Raw genomic sequence first — 15,465 nt, 5'->3', positions numbered from 1 at the left:
TATTCATTCGGTTGTGAGTTGCGAACTCCCGCGGCTGTTCGCAACCTTCTTTATTCGCTCGGGTGTCGAACCAGATAGCAATGGCTGTACTCTGGCTGGACGAGATCAGTGCCGACGACCTCGAGAAGGTCGGCGGCAAAGGCGCCTCCCTGGGCGAACTCACGGGTGCTGGGCTGCCCGTGCCACCGGGATTCGTCGTAACTGCCGGGACCTATCGATCGTTTATCGAAGAAGCTGCAATCGACGACGAACTGTTCGAGGCCGTCGACGTCGACGTCGACGACTCCGCGGCGCTTGCCGACGCGGCCGACCGTGCACAGAACCTCATTCTCGAGACGCCCTTCCCCGACGACCTGCGCGAGGAGATCCTCGAGTCCTACCGCGAGGTCGGCGACGGCGAGGCGTTCGTCGCCGTTCGGTCGTCGGCGACGGCCGAAGACCTGCCCGACGCCTCGTTTGCGGGCCAGCAGGAGACGTTCCTGAACGTCACCGAGGAAAACCTGCTCAACCGCGTCCGCGAGTGCTGGGCGTCGCTGTTCACCCAGCGGGCGATCTACTACCGCCAGGAGCAGGGCTTCGACCACTCCGCCGTGAACATCGCGGTCGTCGTCCAGCAGATGGTCGACGCCGAGAAATCGGGCGTGATGTTTACGAGTCACCCTTCGACGGGCGAGCCGACGATGATCATCGAGGCCGCGTGGGGACTCGGCGAAGCCGTCGTCTCCGGCGCCGTCTCGCCTGACAACTACGTCGTCGAGCGCGAGGACCGCGAAGTCGACGTCACCGTCGCCGAGAAGAAGGTGATGCACGAAAAAGACGAGGAGACCGGCGAGACCGTCGAGCGCGAGGTCCCCGAGGAGAAGCGAAACGAACGCGTCGTCTCCGACGAGGAGATCAACGCGCTCATGGACCTCGGCGAGCGCGTCGAGGACCACTACGACGACCCGCAAGACGTCGAGTGGGCCATCGTCGACGGCGAGGTCTTCATGCTCCAGTCGCGCCCGATCACGACCATCGACGAAGGGGGCGCCGGGGCCGGGACCGAAGCCGCCGACGCCGGCAGCGTCGACGCCTCCAAGGGTCTCACCGACGGTAGCGGCGCTGCACAGGCTGCAAGCGGCGGCGCCTCGAGTCCGGACGCCTCCGGCGAGGTCATCGTCGACGGACTCGGCTCGAGTCCGGGTACCGTCAGCGGCGCGGCCCGGATCGTCAAGAAACTCGACGATCTGGACAAGGTCGGCGACGGCGACATTATCGTCACCGAGATGACGATGCCCGATATGGTGCCGGCGATGAAACGCGCCTCGGGGATCATCACCGACGAGGGCGGCATGACCAGCCACGCTGCCATCGTGTCCCGCGAACTGGGCGTCCCCGCTATCGTCGGGACGACCAACGCGACGACCGTCCTCGATGACGGCCAGGTCGTCACGCTCGACGGCGACAAGGGCCAGGTCCTCGAGGGCCAGGAGGTCGAACCCGACGAGGAGACCGAGCCGGTCGAAGAGGTTCGCCCGCAGTCGCCGGTCAAGCCGATGACCGCGACCGAAGTGAAGGTCAACGTCTCCATTCCGGAGGCCGCAGAGCGCGCGGCCGCGACCGGCGCCGACGGCGTCGGCCTGCTGCGGACCGAGCACATGATCCTCTCGCTGAACCAGACGCCCGCCAAGTTCATCGAGGAAAACGGCGAGGACGCCTACATCACGGAACTGGTCGACGGCATCCGCGGCGTCGCCGACGAGTTCTATCCGCGGCCCGTCCGCGTGCGCACGCTCGACGCCCCAACTGACGAGTTCCGTCAGCTCGAGGGCGGCGAGGACGAGCCGAACGAGCACAACCCGATGCTCGGCTACCGCGGCATTCGGCGCTCGCTCGATCGACCCGACGTTTTCGCCCACGAACTCGAGGCGTTCCGGCGCCTGTACGAGATGGGCTACGACAACGTCGAAATCATGCTGCCGCTGGTCAACGACGCCGAGGACGTCTACCAGGCCAAATCGCTGATGCGCGAGGCCGGCATCGATCCCGAGAAGCGCAAGTGGGGAGCGATGATCGAGACGCCGGCGGCGGCGCTGGCGATCGACGAACTGGCCGAAGCCGGTATCGACTTCGCGTCCTTCGGGACGAACGACCTCACCCAGTACACGCTCGCCGTCGACCGCAACAACGAGAACGTCGCTGACCGCTTCGACGAGCTTCATCCGTCGGTGTTGCGCCTGATCGGCGACGTCATTGAGACCTGTCGCGAACACGACGTCGACACGAGCATCTGCGGGCAGGCCGGCTCCAAGCCCGAGATGGTTCAGTTCCTCGTCCGAGAGGGAACCAGCTCCATCTCGGCGAACATCGACGCCGTCCGCGACGTCCAACACGAGGTCAAACGCGTCGAACAGAAACTGCTGCTCGATTCGGTTCGATAGCCCAGCCCGCGCTGTCGGGATATTTTCGTTCGAACCGGAGCGCGCTCGACCACCGATACCGATCGCCGATCGCGTTCGTCTCGGCCGCCGAGCGTAATTGACATCTTCCGCATAGATCCGCGAATACGTTGAACACTCGAGAATTTCTCTCTCCCTCCTGTGTGCAGTGTTCTCATTGATGCCGATCGTCGCGACGAACGGTCACGGCGGGGCTAAGCGCAACGTTGAAACCAGAGAACGTACTTGTGCGTGATATGCAAATCGAGCCGCAAGCGTTCGACCGGGTTCTGTCGTCGATGTGTACGGAGCCACACCCGGTGGCGCGCGAGGCGGCCGAGCGGTTTCTCGCGACGAACCCCGGCGATCCGGGAACGTATCCGACGGTTTCGGCGCTCGAGGACGACGCGATCGCGTTGCTGGGGGAGATCGCCGGCCTCGAGGATCCCGCCGGATACATCGCCAGCGGGGGGACGGAAGCGAACATTCAGGCCGTTCGTATCGCTCGCAACCGCGCGGAGACGCGGACGCCGAACGTCGTTATGCCCGAGTCGGCCCACTTCAGCTTTCAGAAGGCCGCCGACGTTCTCGGCGTCGAGTTGCGAATCGTTCCGACCGACGAGCAGTACCGAGCCGACCTCGAGGCCGTCCGCGCCTCGGTGGATTCGGAGACGGCGCTGGTGATCGGCGTCGCGGGGACGACCGAGTACGGCCGCGTCGATCCGATTCCCGAACTGGGCGAGATCGCCCGGTCGGTCGACGCGATGTGTCACGTCGACGCCGCCTGGGGCGGATTCGTGCTGCCGTTTACCGACCACGAGTGGCACTTCGGCCACGCGGCGGTCGACACGATGGCGATCGATCCCCACAAGATGGGACAGGCCGCCGTCCCCGCAGGCGGATTGCTCGCTCGTTCGGCGGACCTGCTTGACGAACTCGCCGTCGATACGCCCTACCTCGAGTCGACCTCGCAGGCGACGCTGACGGGGACGCGCTCGGGCGCCGGCGTCGCGAGCGCCGTGGCTGCGATGGAGGAGCTGTGGCCCGACGGCTACCGCCGGCAGTACGTCCGCTCGCAGAACAACGCCGAGTGGCTCGCCGACGCCCTCGAAAAGCGCGGCTACGAGGTCGCCGATCCGACGCTGCCGCTGGTCGCGGCCGACGTTCCGCGGTCGACGTTCGACGCGCTGCGCGCCAAGGGCTGGCGCATCTCCCGGACCGCGACCGGGGAACTGCGAGTCGTCTGTATGCCCCACGTCACCCGGGAGATGCTGGCCTCGTTCATCGGGGATCTGGACCGACTCGAGGTGCGCGCGAGCGTGCCCGTTATGAGCGACGACTAGCCGGGGCGAGTCGGTTGGACGTCTCGGACGATTCTCGAGGGACGGGTTCGAGATCGAGGCGGGTGTCTCCTGAGAGGAGGTCAGTGGTTTTTCGTCTACTGGGAAGCGTTCAGAGACTCGAGCGCGCTGCTCGCACTGGCAACGGGGGATTTCCACGTCCTCCCCAGCCGACTCGCTCGCTCACTTCGTTCGGTCGCTCGTCCCTCGCGCGGCATTGCCGATCGGCCCTCGCTATCGCTCACGGCTCACTCCGTTCGCCGTTCGCATTTCGAGGTGCTCGCGACGCTCACACCTCGCTTCGCTCGATCCGATCGCAGCGCGCACCACCGCGGTGAAGTGTCGGGGAATGCGCAATCGGTAGCCGTTTGTCCCGTCGCTGCGAGGACCGCGTATGGCACTGGATCGGATCGACGCTGCGGCGATCGTCGGCTTCGTCGCCCTGATCGCCGCGTCGACGGTTCTCGAGGGCGTCCTCGTCGCGGCCGCGCTGGGCGGCTTCGCGCTCTCGCTCGCGAGTTGGCGCCTGTACGGCGGTCGGCCGTGGGAGGCGCTGGCCTGGCTGGCGTGGGTCGGCGCGGCGGTCTCGATCGTCGTGGTTCCCGGCGGCGCGCCGTTCGTCGTCGCCTTCTTCGGCTGTCTGCTGGGAGGACTGGGACTGTTGCTCGCGGCGCGACTCGAGTGGCTGCCGTCGATCTGGGACGCGACGGAGCCGGCGGAGGTCGACGAGCGGGCCGACTGACGGCGCGGGGACGACCCTCAGAGCCAGTCGGCGAAGTCGGTCGTGAGGAACTCGTAGTAGTCGAGGATGCCGAGGACGAGCGCGATGATCAGGACGAGCACGACGAGCAGCCGCACGGTCCAGATCCAGACCGGACCGAGCGAGCCGAGGTCGCCGATTCCGCGCTCGAGTTCGTCGACCGCGAGTTCGGAGAGCGACCAGCTAACGAGGATCATCAGGAGGAGCCCGCCGAAGACGAGCAGGATCTGGTCGGCGAACAGGTCGAACAGGTCGAGCAAGACGAGGTCGTACGCCGACGGAATGCCGAGCAGAAAGATCGCCCCGCCGATGACGAGCGCTGCGGTGGCGCGGTCGACGTCCCGTTCGTCGACGACGTAGGAGACGACCACCTCCATGAGACTGATCGCGCTCGAGAGGGCGGCGATGGCGACGGTGCCGAAGAAGACGGCGCCGATGAGCCACCCCAGCGTGAGATCGCCGAACGCGGCCGCGAGCGAGACGAAGATCGCGCCGGCGCCCGGGTCGGCTGGATCGACCCCCGCGGTAAAGAGGATCGGGAAGACGATCAGACCCGTCACGAACGCGATCGCGGTGTCGAAGCCGATGATGATCGCGCCGTCCTCGGCGAGGTTGCGATCCTCGTCGAGATACGACGCGTAGGTGATCATGACGCCCATCCCGAGCGAGAGGGTGAAGAACGCCTGGCCGGCGGCCGCGGGGAGGATGCTCTGCCACTCGGCGGCGATCGTGCCCCACTCCGGCGAGAGGTAGTAGCTGTAGGCGTCGCCGGCGCCCGCGAGCGTGGCCGCGTAGATCGCCAGTCCGACCGTGATGACGACGATTGCGGGAACGATCACCTTCACCGCGAGTTCGATGCCGCGCTGAATACCGACGGCGACGATGGCGATCACGATGGCCATGAAGATCGCGTGAAAGAGGATCGCGTCGAGACCGCTGGCGAGCGTGACGAACTGTGCTTCGGCTTCGGCGGCGTCGCCGAGGTAGCCGTCCTGGAGTCCCAACAACGTATAGCGAATCGTCCAGCCGGCGACGACACTGTAGTACGAGAGGATGACGAATCCGGTCGCGATGAAGATCCAGCCGACGTACTGCCAGACGCCGCCGCCGATGCGTTTGAGCGCGCCGACGGGGTTGCGTTTGGTGTGGCGTCCGACGACGAACTCGACCAGCATCGCAGGGAAGCCGATGAGGACAATGAATAGCAGGTAGATCAAGAGGAACGCGGCGCCGCCTTCCTGACCGACCTGAAACGGGAACCGCCAGATGTTCCCCAGGCCGACGGCGCTCCCGACGGCCGCGAAAATAAAGCCCACTCGAGTCGCCCACTGTTCGCGCGGACTGTCGGCAGCCATGTGTTACCGACTCACGAGGGGTGTCAAAACAGTACACGACCGTCGTCATCAGAAACGGAACGTTTGACACCGTATTGTCACGGTAACTGTTCGGATTCCGAACGGGAACTGGCGGGCGACGCGTCGCGAGTGTGGCGTCACGATTGCGCCGGTCGTTCGCGACCGAAAACCGGCGGGTTTTACGCCCGCCACCGACACCACACTGGTATGAGCAACGACTTTCCGACGGAGACGCCCGCAGTCGTGACCTGTGGGTTGCCCTACGCCAACGGCGACCTGCACGTCGGTCACCTCCGAACGTACGTGGGCGGCGACGCGTTCGCGCGCGCCCTCGAGACGCTGGGACAGGAGACGGCCTACGTCAGCGGCTCGGACATGCACGGGACGCCGGTCGCCGTCAACGCCGAGCAGGAAGGCGTCGAACCGGAGGACTTCGCACTGGAGTGGCACGACCAGTACGAGGAGACGTTCCCCAAGTTCAACGTCGAGTTCGACAACTACGGCCACACCCACGACGAGACCAACACTGAACTCACCCAGGAGATCGTCCGTACCTTAGACGAGGAGGGCTACGTCTACGAGAAGGAGATTCAGGTCGCCTACGACCCCGACGCCGACCAGTACCTCCCCGATCGCTACGTCGAGGGAACCTGTCCCTACTGCGGCGAGAAGGCCCGCGGCGACGAGTGCGACGAGGGCTGTCAGCGCCACTTAGAGCCGGGCGAGGTTGAGGATCCGCGAAGCACGATCACGGGCAACGACGCGGAGTACCGCGAGCGCGCCCACAAGTTCTTCGCGGTCTCGGAGTTTGCAGACTACTTGACCGAGTTCCTGGACGGCCTCGAGGGAACCTCGAACGCCCGCAACCAGCCCCGACAGTGGATCGAAGACGGGCTTCAGGACTGGTGTATCACCCGCGACATGGACTGGGGGATCGATTACCCCGGTGAGGGCGGCGAGGATCTCGTTCTCTACGTCTGGGTCGATGCGCCGATCGAGTACATCGCCAGTACGAAGCAGTACACCGAACGCGTCGGACGCGACGAGTACGACTGGGAACAGGTCTGGAAGGACGAAGGCGAGATCGTTCACATCATCGGTCGCGACATCATCCAGCACCACACGATCTTCTGGCCCGCGATGCTCGAAGGCGCCGGCTACAACGCCCCGCGTGCCGTCGCCGCGACTGGTTTCATCACGATCAACGGGAAGGGGCTCTCGACCAGCCGCAACCGCGCGATCTGGGCGAAAGAATACCTCGAGGAAGGCTTCCACCCCGACCTGCTGCGGTACTACCTGACGACGACGGGCGGCCTCCAGCAGGACGTCGACTTCTCCTGGGACGCCTTCCAGGAGAAGGTCAACGGCGAGCTGGTGGGGACGGTCGGCAACTTCTGGTACCGGTCGCTGCTCTTTGCCTACCGGAACTACGAGGGGACGCCGGACACGGATGTCTCCGAAGACGTCCAGGAACGGATCGAGGGCGCCATCGGCCAGACCCGCGAGGCGGTCAACGACTACGACCTTCGGGAACTCGGCCGGGCCGCCACGCAACTCGCGCAGTTCGGCAACGAGTACATCCAGCGCAACGAGCCCTGGAAGCTCACCGACGACGAGCCCGAACGCGCGGCACAGGTCATCCGCGATTGCGTCCAGATCGCCAAGGCCGTCGGCGTCCTCCTGGAACCGATCGCGCCCGACAAAGCCCAGGCGCTGTGGGAACAGCTGGGCGAGGACGGTGCGGTCGCCGACGCCCACCTCGAGGACGCCCTCGAGGCGCCACCCCGAAACTTCGACGAGCCCGGCGAACTCTTCGAGAAGATCGAAGACGACCGCGTCGACGAACTGAACGAGAAACTCGCGGAGCGCGTCGCCGCCGCATCGGACGACGAGGACGACGGTGCGGACGCGGAAACCGAAAGCGACGACACCGCCGCGGACGAAGCGGGCAGTATGGCAGACACCGACGATCTCGAACCGCTCGCCGACGAGCGCATCGAGTTCGAGGACTTCCAGGACGTCGACATCCGCGTCGGCCGCATCGAGTCGGCCGAGGGCATCGAGGGAGCGGACGACCTCGCGCGACTCGAGGTCGACATCGGCTTCGAGACCCGGCAGGTGGTCGCGGGAATCAAGCAGCTACACGACCTCGAGGAGCTTCCGGGCGAGAAGTGCATCCTGTTGGCGAACATGGCCAAGGCCGAACTGTTCGGCGTCGAGTCCAACGGGATGATCCTCGCGGCGGGCGAGGAGGCGGACCTGCTGACGACCCACGGCGACGCCGAGGTCGGCGAGAAGGTCCGCTAGATCTCGTCGACCAGCTGTGAGAAGTCGTCGGTATCGACGACCTCCATCGTCTGGGCCGACAGCCCGTGTCGGCGCAGCGTCAGCGCCGATTTGAACGCCGACTCGCGGTCGGGGGCGTCGAAGGTGACGAGGAAATCGTGCTCGCCGAGGATCGCGTAGGAGTCGATCACCTCGGCCTCGTGTTCCTCGAACTCGGTTTTGATCTCGCCCCAGATCGACGAGAGCTCCTGTGCGTTCTGCACGTTACGGTCGTCGACGTGTACGAGCGAGGCGTACGTAGCCATATCTCGATAGAGGGTTGTCCCGCGGAAAACCGTTCACGTGGCAGTCGACGGGCTGGCCAGTCGGTGGATGGAATGTATACTCGATATCGAGTAAACCGGCCATCTTTTTGTCCGTGCCCGCGCTAGCTCGAGCCATGAGAAACGCGAAGATCGTCTGTACGCTGGGGCCGGCCTCGAGCGATCGGGGGACGATCCGGGAGCTCGCCGAGGCGGGGATGTCCGTCGCTCGGTTGAACGCGAGCCACGGGAGCCGAGCGGATCGTGCCGAGTTGATCGATCGCGTTCGAGCCATCGACGAGGAACGCGACGAACCCGTCGCGGTGATGCTCGACATGCAGGGGCCGGAGGTCCGAACCGCACCCTTGCCGGAGGGCGAGACGGTGACCCTCGAGACGGGTTCCGAAATCCGATTCGTCGACGGCGACGAGGCGTCGCCGGAGACGGTCGGGCTCTCGCTGCCGATTGACGCTGTCGAAGCGGGTGATACGATCTTACTCGACGACGGTCTGATCGAGACGACGGTGCTAGACCGAACGGAAAACGGGGTCCGTGCTCGCGTCGACACCGGCGGCGAACTGGCCGGCCGAAAGGGGGTCAACGTCCCCGGCGTCGACCTCGACCTCGATATCGTCACCGACTCGGACCGCGAGGACCTCGAACTGGCCGCCGAGAAGGACGTCGACTTCGTCGCCGCGAGTTTCGTCCGCGACGCCGAGGACGTCTACGAGGTCAGCGAGGTGCTCGAGGAACTGGGCGCGGAGATTCCGCTCGTCGCGAAGATCGAACGCTCGGGCGCGGTCGAAAACCTCGAGGAGATCATCGAGGCGTCCTACGGGATCATGGTCGCCCGCGGCGACCTCGGCGTCGAGTGTCCGATGGAGGACGTCCCGATGATCCAAAAGCAGATCATCCGCCGGTGTCGCGAGGCCGGCTCGCCGGTCATCACGGCGACCGAGATGCTGGATTCGATGGTCCACGCGCGCCGGCCGACGCGAGCGGAGGCCTCGGACGTCGCCAACGCCGTCCTGGACGGCACCGACGCGGTAATGTTGTCGGCCGAGACTGCCATCGGCGACCACCCCGTCGCGGTCGTCGACGCGATGGACAGCATCGTCAGACAGGTCGAGGGCTCCGAGGAGTACGACGAACTGCTCGAACAACGCGTTCCCACCGCCGGAGAGGCGCGAACGGACGCGCTGGCGCGGTCCGCACGGTTTCTCGCGCGCGACGTCGACGCCGATGCCGTCGTCGCGGCGACCGAATCCGGGTACACGGCGCTAAAGACTGCGAAGTACCGCCCCGGCGTCCCCGTCGTCGCATCGACGCCGAACCGCGACGTTCGGCGACGGCTCGCCCTCTCGTGGGGGGTGACGCCGCTGTACGCCCACGTGTCGGATCAGGGCGCCGACGCCGTCGTCGAGCGGGCCGTCCAGTCGGCGCTGAACGCCGGCGTCGCCGACAGCGGCGACACCGTCGTCGTTCTCTGTGGAATGATGACCGACCTCGAGGGGGCGAACACGACGAACATGTTGAAGGTCCACGTCGCTGCGGAGGCGCTGACGACCGGCCGCGTCGTCGTCGAAGGCCGAGTGACGGGTCCCGTCGCCGAACTCTCCGACGGCGACCTCTCGAGGGTTCCCGAGGGGGCGATCCTCTCGCTGTCGGCCGACTACGACGAGGAGTTCGAGGGCGACCTGACGAAGATCGGCGGCATCGTCGACGCCCAGCGGGGACTGACGGGGTATCCGGCGCTGGTCGCCCGCGAGATGGACGTGCCGATGATCAGCGGCGTCGACCGAACCGAACTCGTCGACGGCGACGTCGTGACCGTCGACGCGGAGCGCGGGGTCGTCTACGGCGGCGAGATCGGAACGCGGACCGACCGCGACTGAGCGACTGCTGTCCGTCGGTTTCGATACGGCCGCCGGTCGGACCGCGGGTTTTTGACGGCGGAACTACTACGGGCACCCATGGCAGACGACGCGTCCGGAAGCGGTGACGACGGCGAGGAACAGCCGTCGTCGCCGACCGATCCGGACGGCTCGCGATCGACCGCGGATCAGCGGACGGGGAGCGACGACTGGGACCTGACGAACGACGAGCGAGATCGAACGGACCACGACCGTCGGCGCGGAGACAGCGAAAACGGCGAAAACGGTGGTACCGACGCCGACGACCGTGCCGGGATCGGAGCGGTGGACGATACCGCGGCCGTAGACCGCGACGACGAGTACCGAATCCCGCTCGACCTCTCCGGCGGCGACGCCGACGAGGGGGCGAACACCGACGGCGAGTCGGACGCCGGCGAGGAGCCGCAGTACGGCCCGGAGCCGAGTTCGACGCCGGTCGAGCCGGGAAATCCGAGCCTCGAGGCTGCGGTTTTCGTCATCCTCGGTGCGATGGCGATGATGTTCGTGATGGTTCGGCTCTTCGGACTGGTTATGTGACGCCGATCACGACCGGCGGCCGGGCGAAACGCGCGATGGCTCGACAACCTTTAATTCGGGTGAGAACTTAGCTCGGCACATGCTGGAACTCCTCTTCGGGAACATGCCGCTTGCGTTGCTGGTCGTGGGGCTCATACTGATGGGTCTTGAGGCCCTCTCGCCCGGCGCACACCTCATCGTCGTCGGCGTCGCGCTGGTCGGCGCGGGGCTCATCGGCGTGCTCTTTCCAACGGCGCTGAGCCCGTTCATACTGGCGGGACTGACCCTCGTCATCGGTCTCGCCGCGGCGTACGTCTACAACGAGTTCGACTTCTACGGCGGGAAGGGGACCGCCCAAACGTCGGACTCGAGCTCGCTGTCCGGAACGACGGGGTACGCCACGGAGACGATCACGACGCGAGACGGCCAGGTCAAACTCGACGAAGGCGGCTTTGCGCCATACTACAGCGCGCGAACCGCGAGCGGAACGATCGAGGAGGGCGAAGAGATCATCGTTCTCGATCCCGGCGGCGGGAACGTCCTGACCGTCGAATCCCTCGGCGCGATCGGCGAAGACGAGATCGACCGCGCGCTCGCACAGGGTGTCGATTCGGACGAGACGTCACAGAACGAGGAGTCGGAGACCGACCCAGAGACCGAAACCGAAACCGAGCGGTCGAACTGATCCGTCCGACCGGTCCGACGAAACGGGCCGGTAGACCAGTACCGTGCGCCCCGTGCGGCGGTCTCGATTCCGCCCACCGACACTCATCGACCCGTATATGTTGCTGAAATAAGGGAACGTTTTTGCCGCCAGACTCACAAGACGAAACTATGGTCGTAGAACTACTCCCGTTGCAAACCGGTGGCGCCCTCCTGTTCCTCGGCGCCCTCGTCCTCCTCGTCGTTATCGCCGCACTGCTCAGTGCGATCGAAATCGTCGACGCGTACGAAAAGCGCGCACTCACGGTCTTCGGCGAGTACCGTAAACTGCTCGAGCCGGGTATCAACTTCGTCCCGCCGTTCGTCTCGAACACCTACCGGTTCGACATGCGAACGCAAACGCTGGACGTTCCCCGTCAGGAAGCGATCACGCGGGACAACTCGCCGGTCACGGCCGACGCCGTCGTCTACATCAAGGTCATGGACGCCAAGAAGGCGTTCCTGCAGGTCGACGACTACAAGAAGGCCGTCTCCAACCTCGCCCAGACGACCCTCCGCGCCGTGCTGGGCGATATGGAACTCGACGACACGCTCAACAAGCGCCAGGAGATCAACGCCCGCATCCGCCAGGAACTCGACGAACCCACCGACGAGTGGGGAATCCGCGTCGAGTCCGTCGAGGTCCGCGAGGTCAATCCCTCGAAGGACGTCCAGCGCGCGATGGAACAACAGACCTCCGCCGAGCGAAAGCGCCGTGCCATGATCCTCGAGGCCCAGGGTGAACGCCGCAGCGCCGTCGAGAAGGCCGAAGGTGACAAGCAGAGTGAGATCATCCGCGCACAGGGTGAAAAGCAGAGTCAGATCCTGGAGGCACAGGGTGACTCGATTTCGACGGTCCTACGCGCCAAGTCCGCCGAATCGATGGGCGAACGCGCCATCATCGACCAGGGGATGGAGACCCTCACCGAAATCGGCCAGAGCGAGTCGACGACGTTCGTCATGCCCCAGGAACTCACGTCGATGGTCGGCCGCTACGGCAAGCACCTCTCGGGCAGCGACGTCAAGGAAGACGGCGACTCCCTCGAGAGCCTGGACTTCGACGAGGAGACGCGCGAACTGATCGGCCTCGACGACATCGCCGAGATCATCGGCGAGATCGACGAGGAGGCCGAGATGGACCTCGAGGCGATGGAACAGGAGGCCCAGGCGATCAAGGAAGGCAAAGACGCCGCCGAAATCTCGGATCCGGACGACGTCATCGAAGAGATGGATCAGGAGTTTGCGGGTGACGCCAACTCCGATAAGAGTCCGTAGTCCAGAGAGTCCGTTTTCGGTGAATAAAGCGGAGCGAAACCTGTTTTAGGGGCCAACCCGTCCCCGGTAGTACGCACAGTATGACGACATCAAACGGGGTCGACGACGAGAAGCGAGCGACCCTCCGTCGCTTCGCCGCGATCGGTGCGGCATCATCGGTGGTCGGACTCTCCGAGACCGCCGCGGCCGAAACCGGCGAGAGCGACGCTCGCGACGCGATTGCTGGTTACCTGTCGACGACTCCAGGAGCGCACTTTTCGAAGATTCGGGACGATCTCCAGCTCGGAACGGGAGAGACCCAACATCACCTGCGCCGCCTCGAAGAGCTCGAGGTAATAGAGCGTTATCGCGACGGCGATTACAAGCGGTTCGTCACCTCGGGTCGGTTCGACGAGTTCGAAAAGCAAGCGCTCGGCTATCTCCGCCGGGAAACACCCAGGGGCATGCTGATCGAACTCCTCCGACGGCCGGAGGCGACCGCGGGCGATCTCGCCGACGCGCTCGAGGTCTCGCCGCCGACGGTAAGCAAGTACGCCGGCGAACTCGAGGAGGCCGGGTTGCTCTCCCGGGAGGACGGATATGCCGTCGACCGTCCGGCGACAGTGTTGCTCCTCGTCGTCCGCCACGCCGACTCCTTCGGTGTGGCCGCACAGGAACTCGCCCGGAACGCCGACCAGTATCTCGAGTACGTCGAATAAGCGTATCTTATCGGCCGGTAATACGCTATTACTCACCGATTCGGATTCGTTTTGCGTCGGGTTCGCGTTCTGCGACGGTTACTCGCTCGCCTCGACCAGCGACGGCAGCGCCGCCAGCGACTCGAGTTCGTAGGTCGCGTCAGCGGGTCGCTCGAGGTGGTCGTTGTGCGGACGGCGGAGAAACGCGGTCTCGAGGCCGGCGGCGCGACCGGCGGTCACGTCTTTGATCGAGTCGCCGACGTAGAGGCCGTTCGTCACGCCGAGGTCGTCGAGGGCATCCTCGAGGTAGTAGGGGTCGGGTTTGCGACGCTCGAAGCCTTCGAACGTCGGGTCGCGACCGCGAACGACGTCGAAGTCCGCGGCGACCGTCTCGGCGACGAATTCGGCGGTCGCCTGTCTGTTGTTCGTCACGAGTCCGACGGTGGTTCGGTCGGCTAGGGCGGCGATCGCGTCGACGTCGTCGTAGAACCCGCGCTCGTCCGATCGGATTCTGTCGTGTGTTCGTTCGGACGCGTACCGTTCTCGCAGTTCCCAGAACCGCGTCGGGTCGATCCCCAGCCGCTCGCAGTGTTCTCTGACGCCCTCGAGATCGTTGCGTCTGAGATCGGAACGCTGATCGGGGGTTGGATCCGCGTCGAGCGTTTCGAGCGCAGCGTCGGCGGCGTCGGCGTAGACGGCGGGATCGGTCCGCGGCCCCTCGAGAACGACGCCGTCCATATCGAAGCAGATCGCTAGTGGCGTTGGCATTGCTGATTGTCAACTACCAACTGGAGAATAATAACGATGAACGCCGTCAACCCGGAGGAAAGCAGCAGGCCGAACGGCACTGCGTGTCTGGAAGACCGGTCGCGTGAACGCTACGTACTAACCTTCCACGTCGTGCTCGAGGAGTAACCCCATTTTTCGATCTCGACGTCGTAGTTACCGTCCTGTAGCGCGGTGATGTTCGAGCCAACCTCCTTTGCGGTCATCCCGAGTTCCTTCCCGATGAGCCGTGATTTGAAGTACGTCTTCGTTCCGGCGTTATCGCGAAGATACTGGAGGATCTGTCGTTGCTTGCTCGTGAGGTCGGCCGCCATTGCAGTGCTCATACCCGATTGGATGCCAGGAATGCCCTTAGGGGGTTTGGTACGTGCAGTTACCCCGCCGCAGTCTGGCGATTTTTCCGCCGGTTAATGGACCCATAACCCGGCAGAAAGCTTTCGTTGGTACGTCCGGTTAATATAGGTGTATTCTTGACTGTCACTGGGTGTATACCGTCTTTTGTAACTGAATGCTACTCGTGACTGTCTCGAACTACGACGTAGTGTGCGTCCCAGCGTCGGCGACGAAGGGGCCGGCCGCGCAGGCGACCGCCTCAGCGAGGGCTCGCGTGCGATCGGTGAGTCCGCCGGTGAGAACGCCTGCGGCGCCCTCGGCTTCGGCGAGGCCGTCGGTGCCGCGTCTGTCGTCCAGTACCGGCCCCAGCTCGCCGCCGCCGTCGAGTCGCTCGGCGATAGCGTCGGGAAGGCGAAGCGTCGGTCCACCGCCGCGTTCGAGTCGGTCCCCGTCCGTCGCGGCGGCCCACATGATGAGCGAAAGTCCCGGCACGCCGTCGATTCGAGCGACGCCGCCCTCGAGACCGATGCCGTAGTCCGCGTCGGTCGCCGCGAGCGCTCGGCGAGCGCGGTTTTCCGCACCGGTGACGGTTTCCTCGATCGACCGGGGCTGTTCCGACACGCCGGACTCGACGGCGGCAGTAACGACTGTCGGTTCGAATCGCTCGAGGGCCAGTTCGACGGCCTCACGTTTGACGGGGTTCGTGCTTCCGACTGCGACTACGACTGCGGGTTCCATCGTTGTGTGGCCGCTGGTCGCGGACGCGGTTGGGCGTACCGGTTTGGCACTGCTTCTCACCTTTA

The 15,465-nt window shown here is 65.3% G+C and carries 14 protein-coding genes; 9 read left to right on the top strand and 5 right to left on the bottom strand.

What is annotated here, in order from left to right; all coding sequences use genetic code 11:
- Positions 1–80 precede the first annotated feature (80 nt).
- The 3 genes from ppsA to C493_RS05210 all read left to right on the top strand — a co-directional run bounded on the left by ppsA (position 81) and on the right by C493_RS05210 (position 4,499).
- Positions 81–2,420: a phosphoenolpyruvate synthase gene (ppsA, locus tag C493_RS05220; protein ID WP_007258364.1), complete on the top strand. Its 2,340-nt coding sequence runs from the start codon at positions 81–83 to the stop codon at positions 2,418–2,420.
- Positions 2,421–2,674: 254 nt separating this feature from the next.
- Positions 2,675–3,760, top strand: coding sequence for a tyrosine decarboxylase MfnA (mfnA, locus tag C493_RS05215; protein WP_007258363.1), 1,086 nt, complete (start codon positions 2,675–2,677; stop codon positions 3,758–3,760).
- Between the two features lie 391 nt (positions 3,761–4,151).
- Positions 4,152–4,499 carry a hypothetical protein gene (locus C493_RS05210; protein WP_007258362.1) on the top strand — a complete coding sequence of 116 codons (348 nt, stop codon included), beginning with the start codon at positions 4,152–4,154 and terminating at the stop codon, positions 4,497–4,499.
- 17 nt (positions 4,500–4,516) lie between these two features.
- Here C493_RS05210 and C493_RS05205 read toward each other — a convergent pair whose 3' ends face one another.
- A complete protein-coding gene (locus C493_RS05205) occupies positions 4,517–5,872 on the bottom strand; it encodes a sodium-dependent transporter (RefSeq protein ID WP_007258361.1) in 1,356 nt (451 codons plus the stop codon).
- Between the two features lie 207 nt (positions 5,873–6,079).
- Between C493_RS05205 and metG the strand changes: the two genes are divergently transcribed.
- Complete coding sequence (metG, locus tag C493_RS05200) at positions 6,080–8,179, top strand: methionine--tRNA ligase (RefSeq protein ID WP_007258360.1); 2,100 nt, start codon at positions 6,080–6,082, stop codon at positions 8,177–8,179.
- Here the strand turns inward: metG and C493_RS05195 are convergent.
- Positions 8,176–8,463 (bottom strand): GYD domain-containing protein, encoded by a 288-nt coding sequence (locus tag C493_RS05195; protein WP_007258359.1) that lies wholly within the window; start codon positions 8,461–8,463, stop codon positions 8,176–8,178. The genes metG and C493_RS05195 overlap by 4 nt on opposite strands.
- A 134-nt stretch (positions 8,464–8,597) precedes the next feature.
- Between C493_RS05195 and pyk the strand changes: the two genes are divergently transcribed.
- From pyk to C493_RS05170, 5 genes are all read left to right on the top strand, one after another.
- On the top strand, positions 8,598–10,355 hold the full coding sequence (gene pyk, locus C493_RS05190) for a pyruvate kinase (protein ID WP_007258358.1): 1,758 nt from the start codon (positions 8,598–8,600) through the stop codon (positions 10,353–10,355).
- Between the two features lie 78 nt (positions 10,356–10,433).
- Positions 10,434–10,910, top strand: coding sequence for a DUF7312 domain-containing protein (locus C493_RS05185; protein WP_007258357.1), 477 nt, complete (start codon positions 10,434–10,436; stop codon positions 10,908–10,910).
- Between the two features lie 79 nt (positions 10,911–10,989).
- A complete protein-coding gene (locus C493_RS05180; protein ID WP_007258356.1) occupies positions 10,990–11,574 on the top strand; it encodes an NfeD family protein in 585 nt (194 codons plus the stop codon).
- Between the two features lie 149 nt (positions 11,575–11,723).
- Positions 11,724–12,866, top strand: a complete 1,143-nt coding sequence (locus tag C493_RS05175; protein ID WP_007258355.1) for an SPFH domain-containing protein — start codon at positions 11,724–11,726, stop codon at positions 12,864–12,866.
- Between the two features lie 80 nt (positions 12,867–12,946).
- A complete protein-coding gene (locus tag C493_RS05170) occupies positions 12,947–13,564 on the top strand; it encodes a winged helix-turn-helix transcriptional regulator (RefSeq protein WP_007258354.1) in 618 nt (205 codons plus the stop codon).
- A gap of 78 nt (positions 13,565–13,642) precedes the next feature.
- Here C493_RS05170 and C493_RS05165 read toward each other — a convergent pair whose 3' ends face one another.
- The 3 genes from C493_RS05165 to C493_RS05155 form a co-directional block, all read right to left on the bottom strand.
- Positions 13,643–14,311, bottom strand: a complete 669-nt coding sequence (locus C493_RS05165; protein WP_049889146.1) for an HAD family hydrolase — start codon at positions 14,309–14,311, stop codon at positions 13,643–13,645.
- 110 nt (positions 14,312–14,421) lie between these two features.
- Complete coding sequence (locus tag C493_RS05160; protein WP_083912374.1) at positions 14,422–14,655, bottom strand: DUF7123 family protein; 234 nt, start codon at positions 14,653–14,655, stop codon at positions 14,422–14,424.
- A gap of 205 nt (positions 14,656–14,860) precedes the next feature.
- The gene (locus C493_RS05155; RefSeq protein WP_007258351.1) at positions 14,861–15,400 is read right to left on the bottom strand and encodes a DUF84 family protein; all 540 of its coding nucleotides are present in this window, start codon (positions 15,398–15,400) and stop codon (positions 14,861–14,863) included.
- Positions 15,401–15,465 lie beyond the last annotated feature (65 nt).

Source organism: Natronolimnohabitans innermongolicus JCM 12255 (genome assembly GCF_000337215.1).
GTDB classification, from domain to species: domain Archaea; phylum Halobacteriota; class Halobacteria; order Halobacteriales; family Natrialbaceae; genus Natronolimnohabitans; species Natronolimnohabitans innermongolicus.
Note: the sequence above shows the minus strand (reverse complement) of the source record. Positions and strands in the feature narration are given on the sequence as shown.

What these genes read in the sequence shown, in the direction of transcription:
- metG (WP_007258360.1), top strand. Translation starts at nt 6,080, where the DNA reads ATGAGCAACGACTTTCCGACGGAGACGCCCGCAGTCGTGACCTGTGGG.
- mfnA (WP_007258363.1), top strand. Translation starts at nt 2,675, where the DNA reads ATGCAAATCGAGCCGCAAGCGTTCGACCGGGTTCTGTCGTCGATGTGT.
- C493_RS05195 (WP_007258359.1), bottom strand. Translation starts at nt 8,463, where the DNA reads ATGGCTACGTACGCCTCGCTCGTACACGTCGACGACCGTAACGTGCAG.
- C493_RS05155 (WP_007258351.1), bottom strand. Translation starts at nt 15,400, where the DNA reads ATGGAACCCGCAGTCGTAGTCGCAGTCGGAAGCACGAACCCCGTCAAA.
- C493_RS05170 (WP_007258354.1), top strand. Translation starts at nt 12,947, where the DNA reads ATGACGACATCAAACGGGGTCGACGACGAGAAGCGAGCGACCCTCCGT.
- ppsA (WP_007258364.1), top strand. Translation starts at nt 81, where the DNA reads ATGGCTGTACTCTGGCTGGACGAGATCAGTGCCGACGACCTCGAGAAG.
- C493_RS05205 (WP_007258361.1), bottom strand. Translation starts at nt 5,872, where the DNA reads ATGGCTGCCGACAGTCCGCGCGAACAGTGGGCGACTCGAGTGGGCTTT.
- pyk (WP_007258358.1), top strand. Translation starts at nt 8,598, where the DNA reads ATGAGAAACGCGAAGATCGTCTGTACGCTGGGGCCGGCCTCGAGCGAT.
- C493_RS05180 (WP_007258356.1), top strand. Translation starts at nt 10,990, where the DNA reads ATGCTGGAACTCCTCTTCGGGAACATGCCGCTTGCGTTGCTGGTCGTG.
- C493_RS05175 (WP_007258355.1), top strand. Translation starts at nt 11,724, where the DNA reads ATGGTCGTAGAACTACTCCCGTTGCAAACCGGTGGCGCCCTCCTGTTC.
- C493_RS05185 (WP_007258357.1), top strand. Translation starts at nt 10,434, where the DNA reads ATGGCAGACGACGCGTCCGGAAGCGGTGACGACGGCGAGGAACAGCCG.
- C493_RS05160 (WP_083912374.1), bottom strand. Translation starts at nt 14,655, where the DNA reads ATGAGCACTGCAATGGCGGCCGACCTCACGAGCAAGCAACGACAGATC.
- C493_RS05210 (WP_007258362.1), top strand. Translation starts at nt 4,152, where the DNA reads ATGGCACTGGATCGGATCGACGCTGCGGCGATCGTCGGCTTCGTCGCC.
- C493_RS05165 (WP_049889146.1), bottom strand. Translation starts at nt 14,311, where the DNA reads ATGCCAACGCCACTAGCGATCTGCTTCGATATGGACGGCGTCGTTCTC.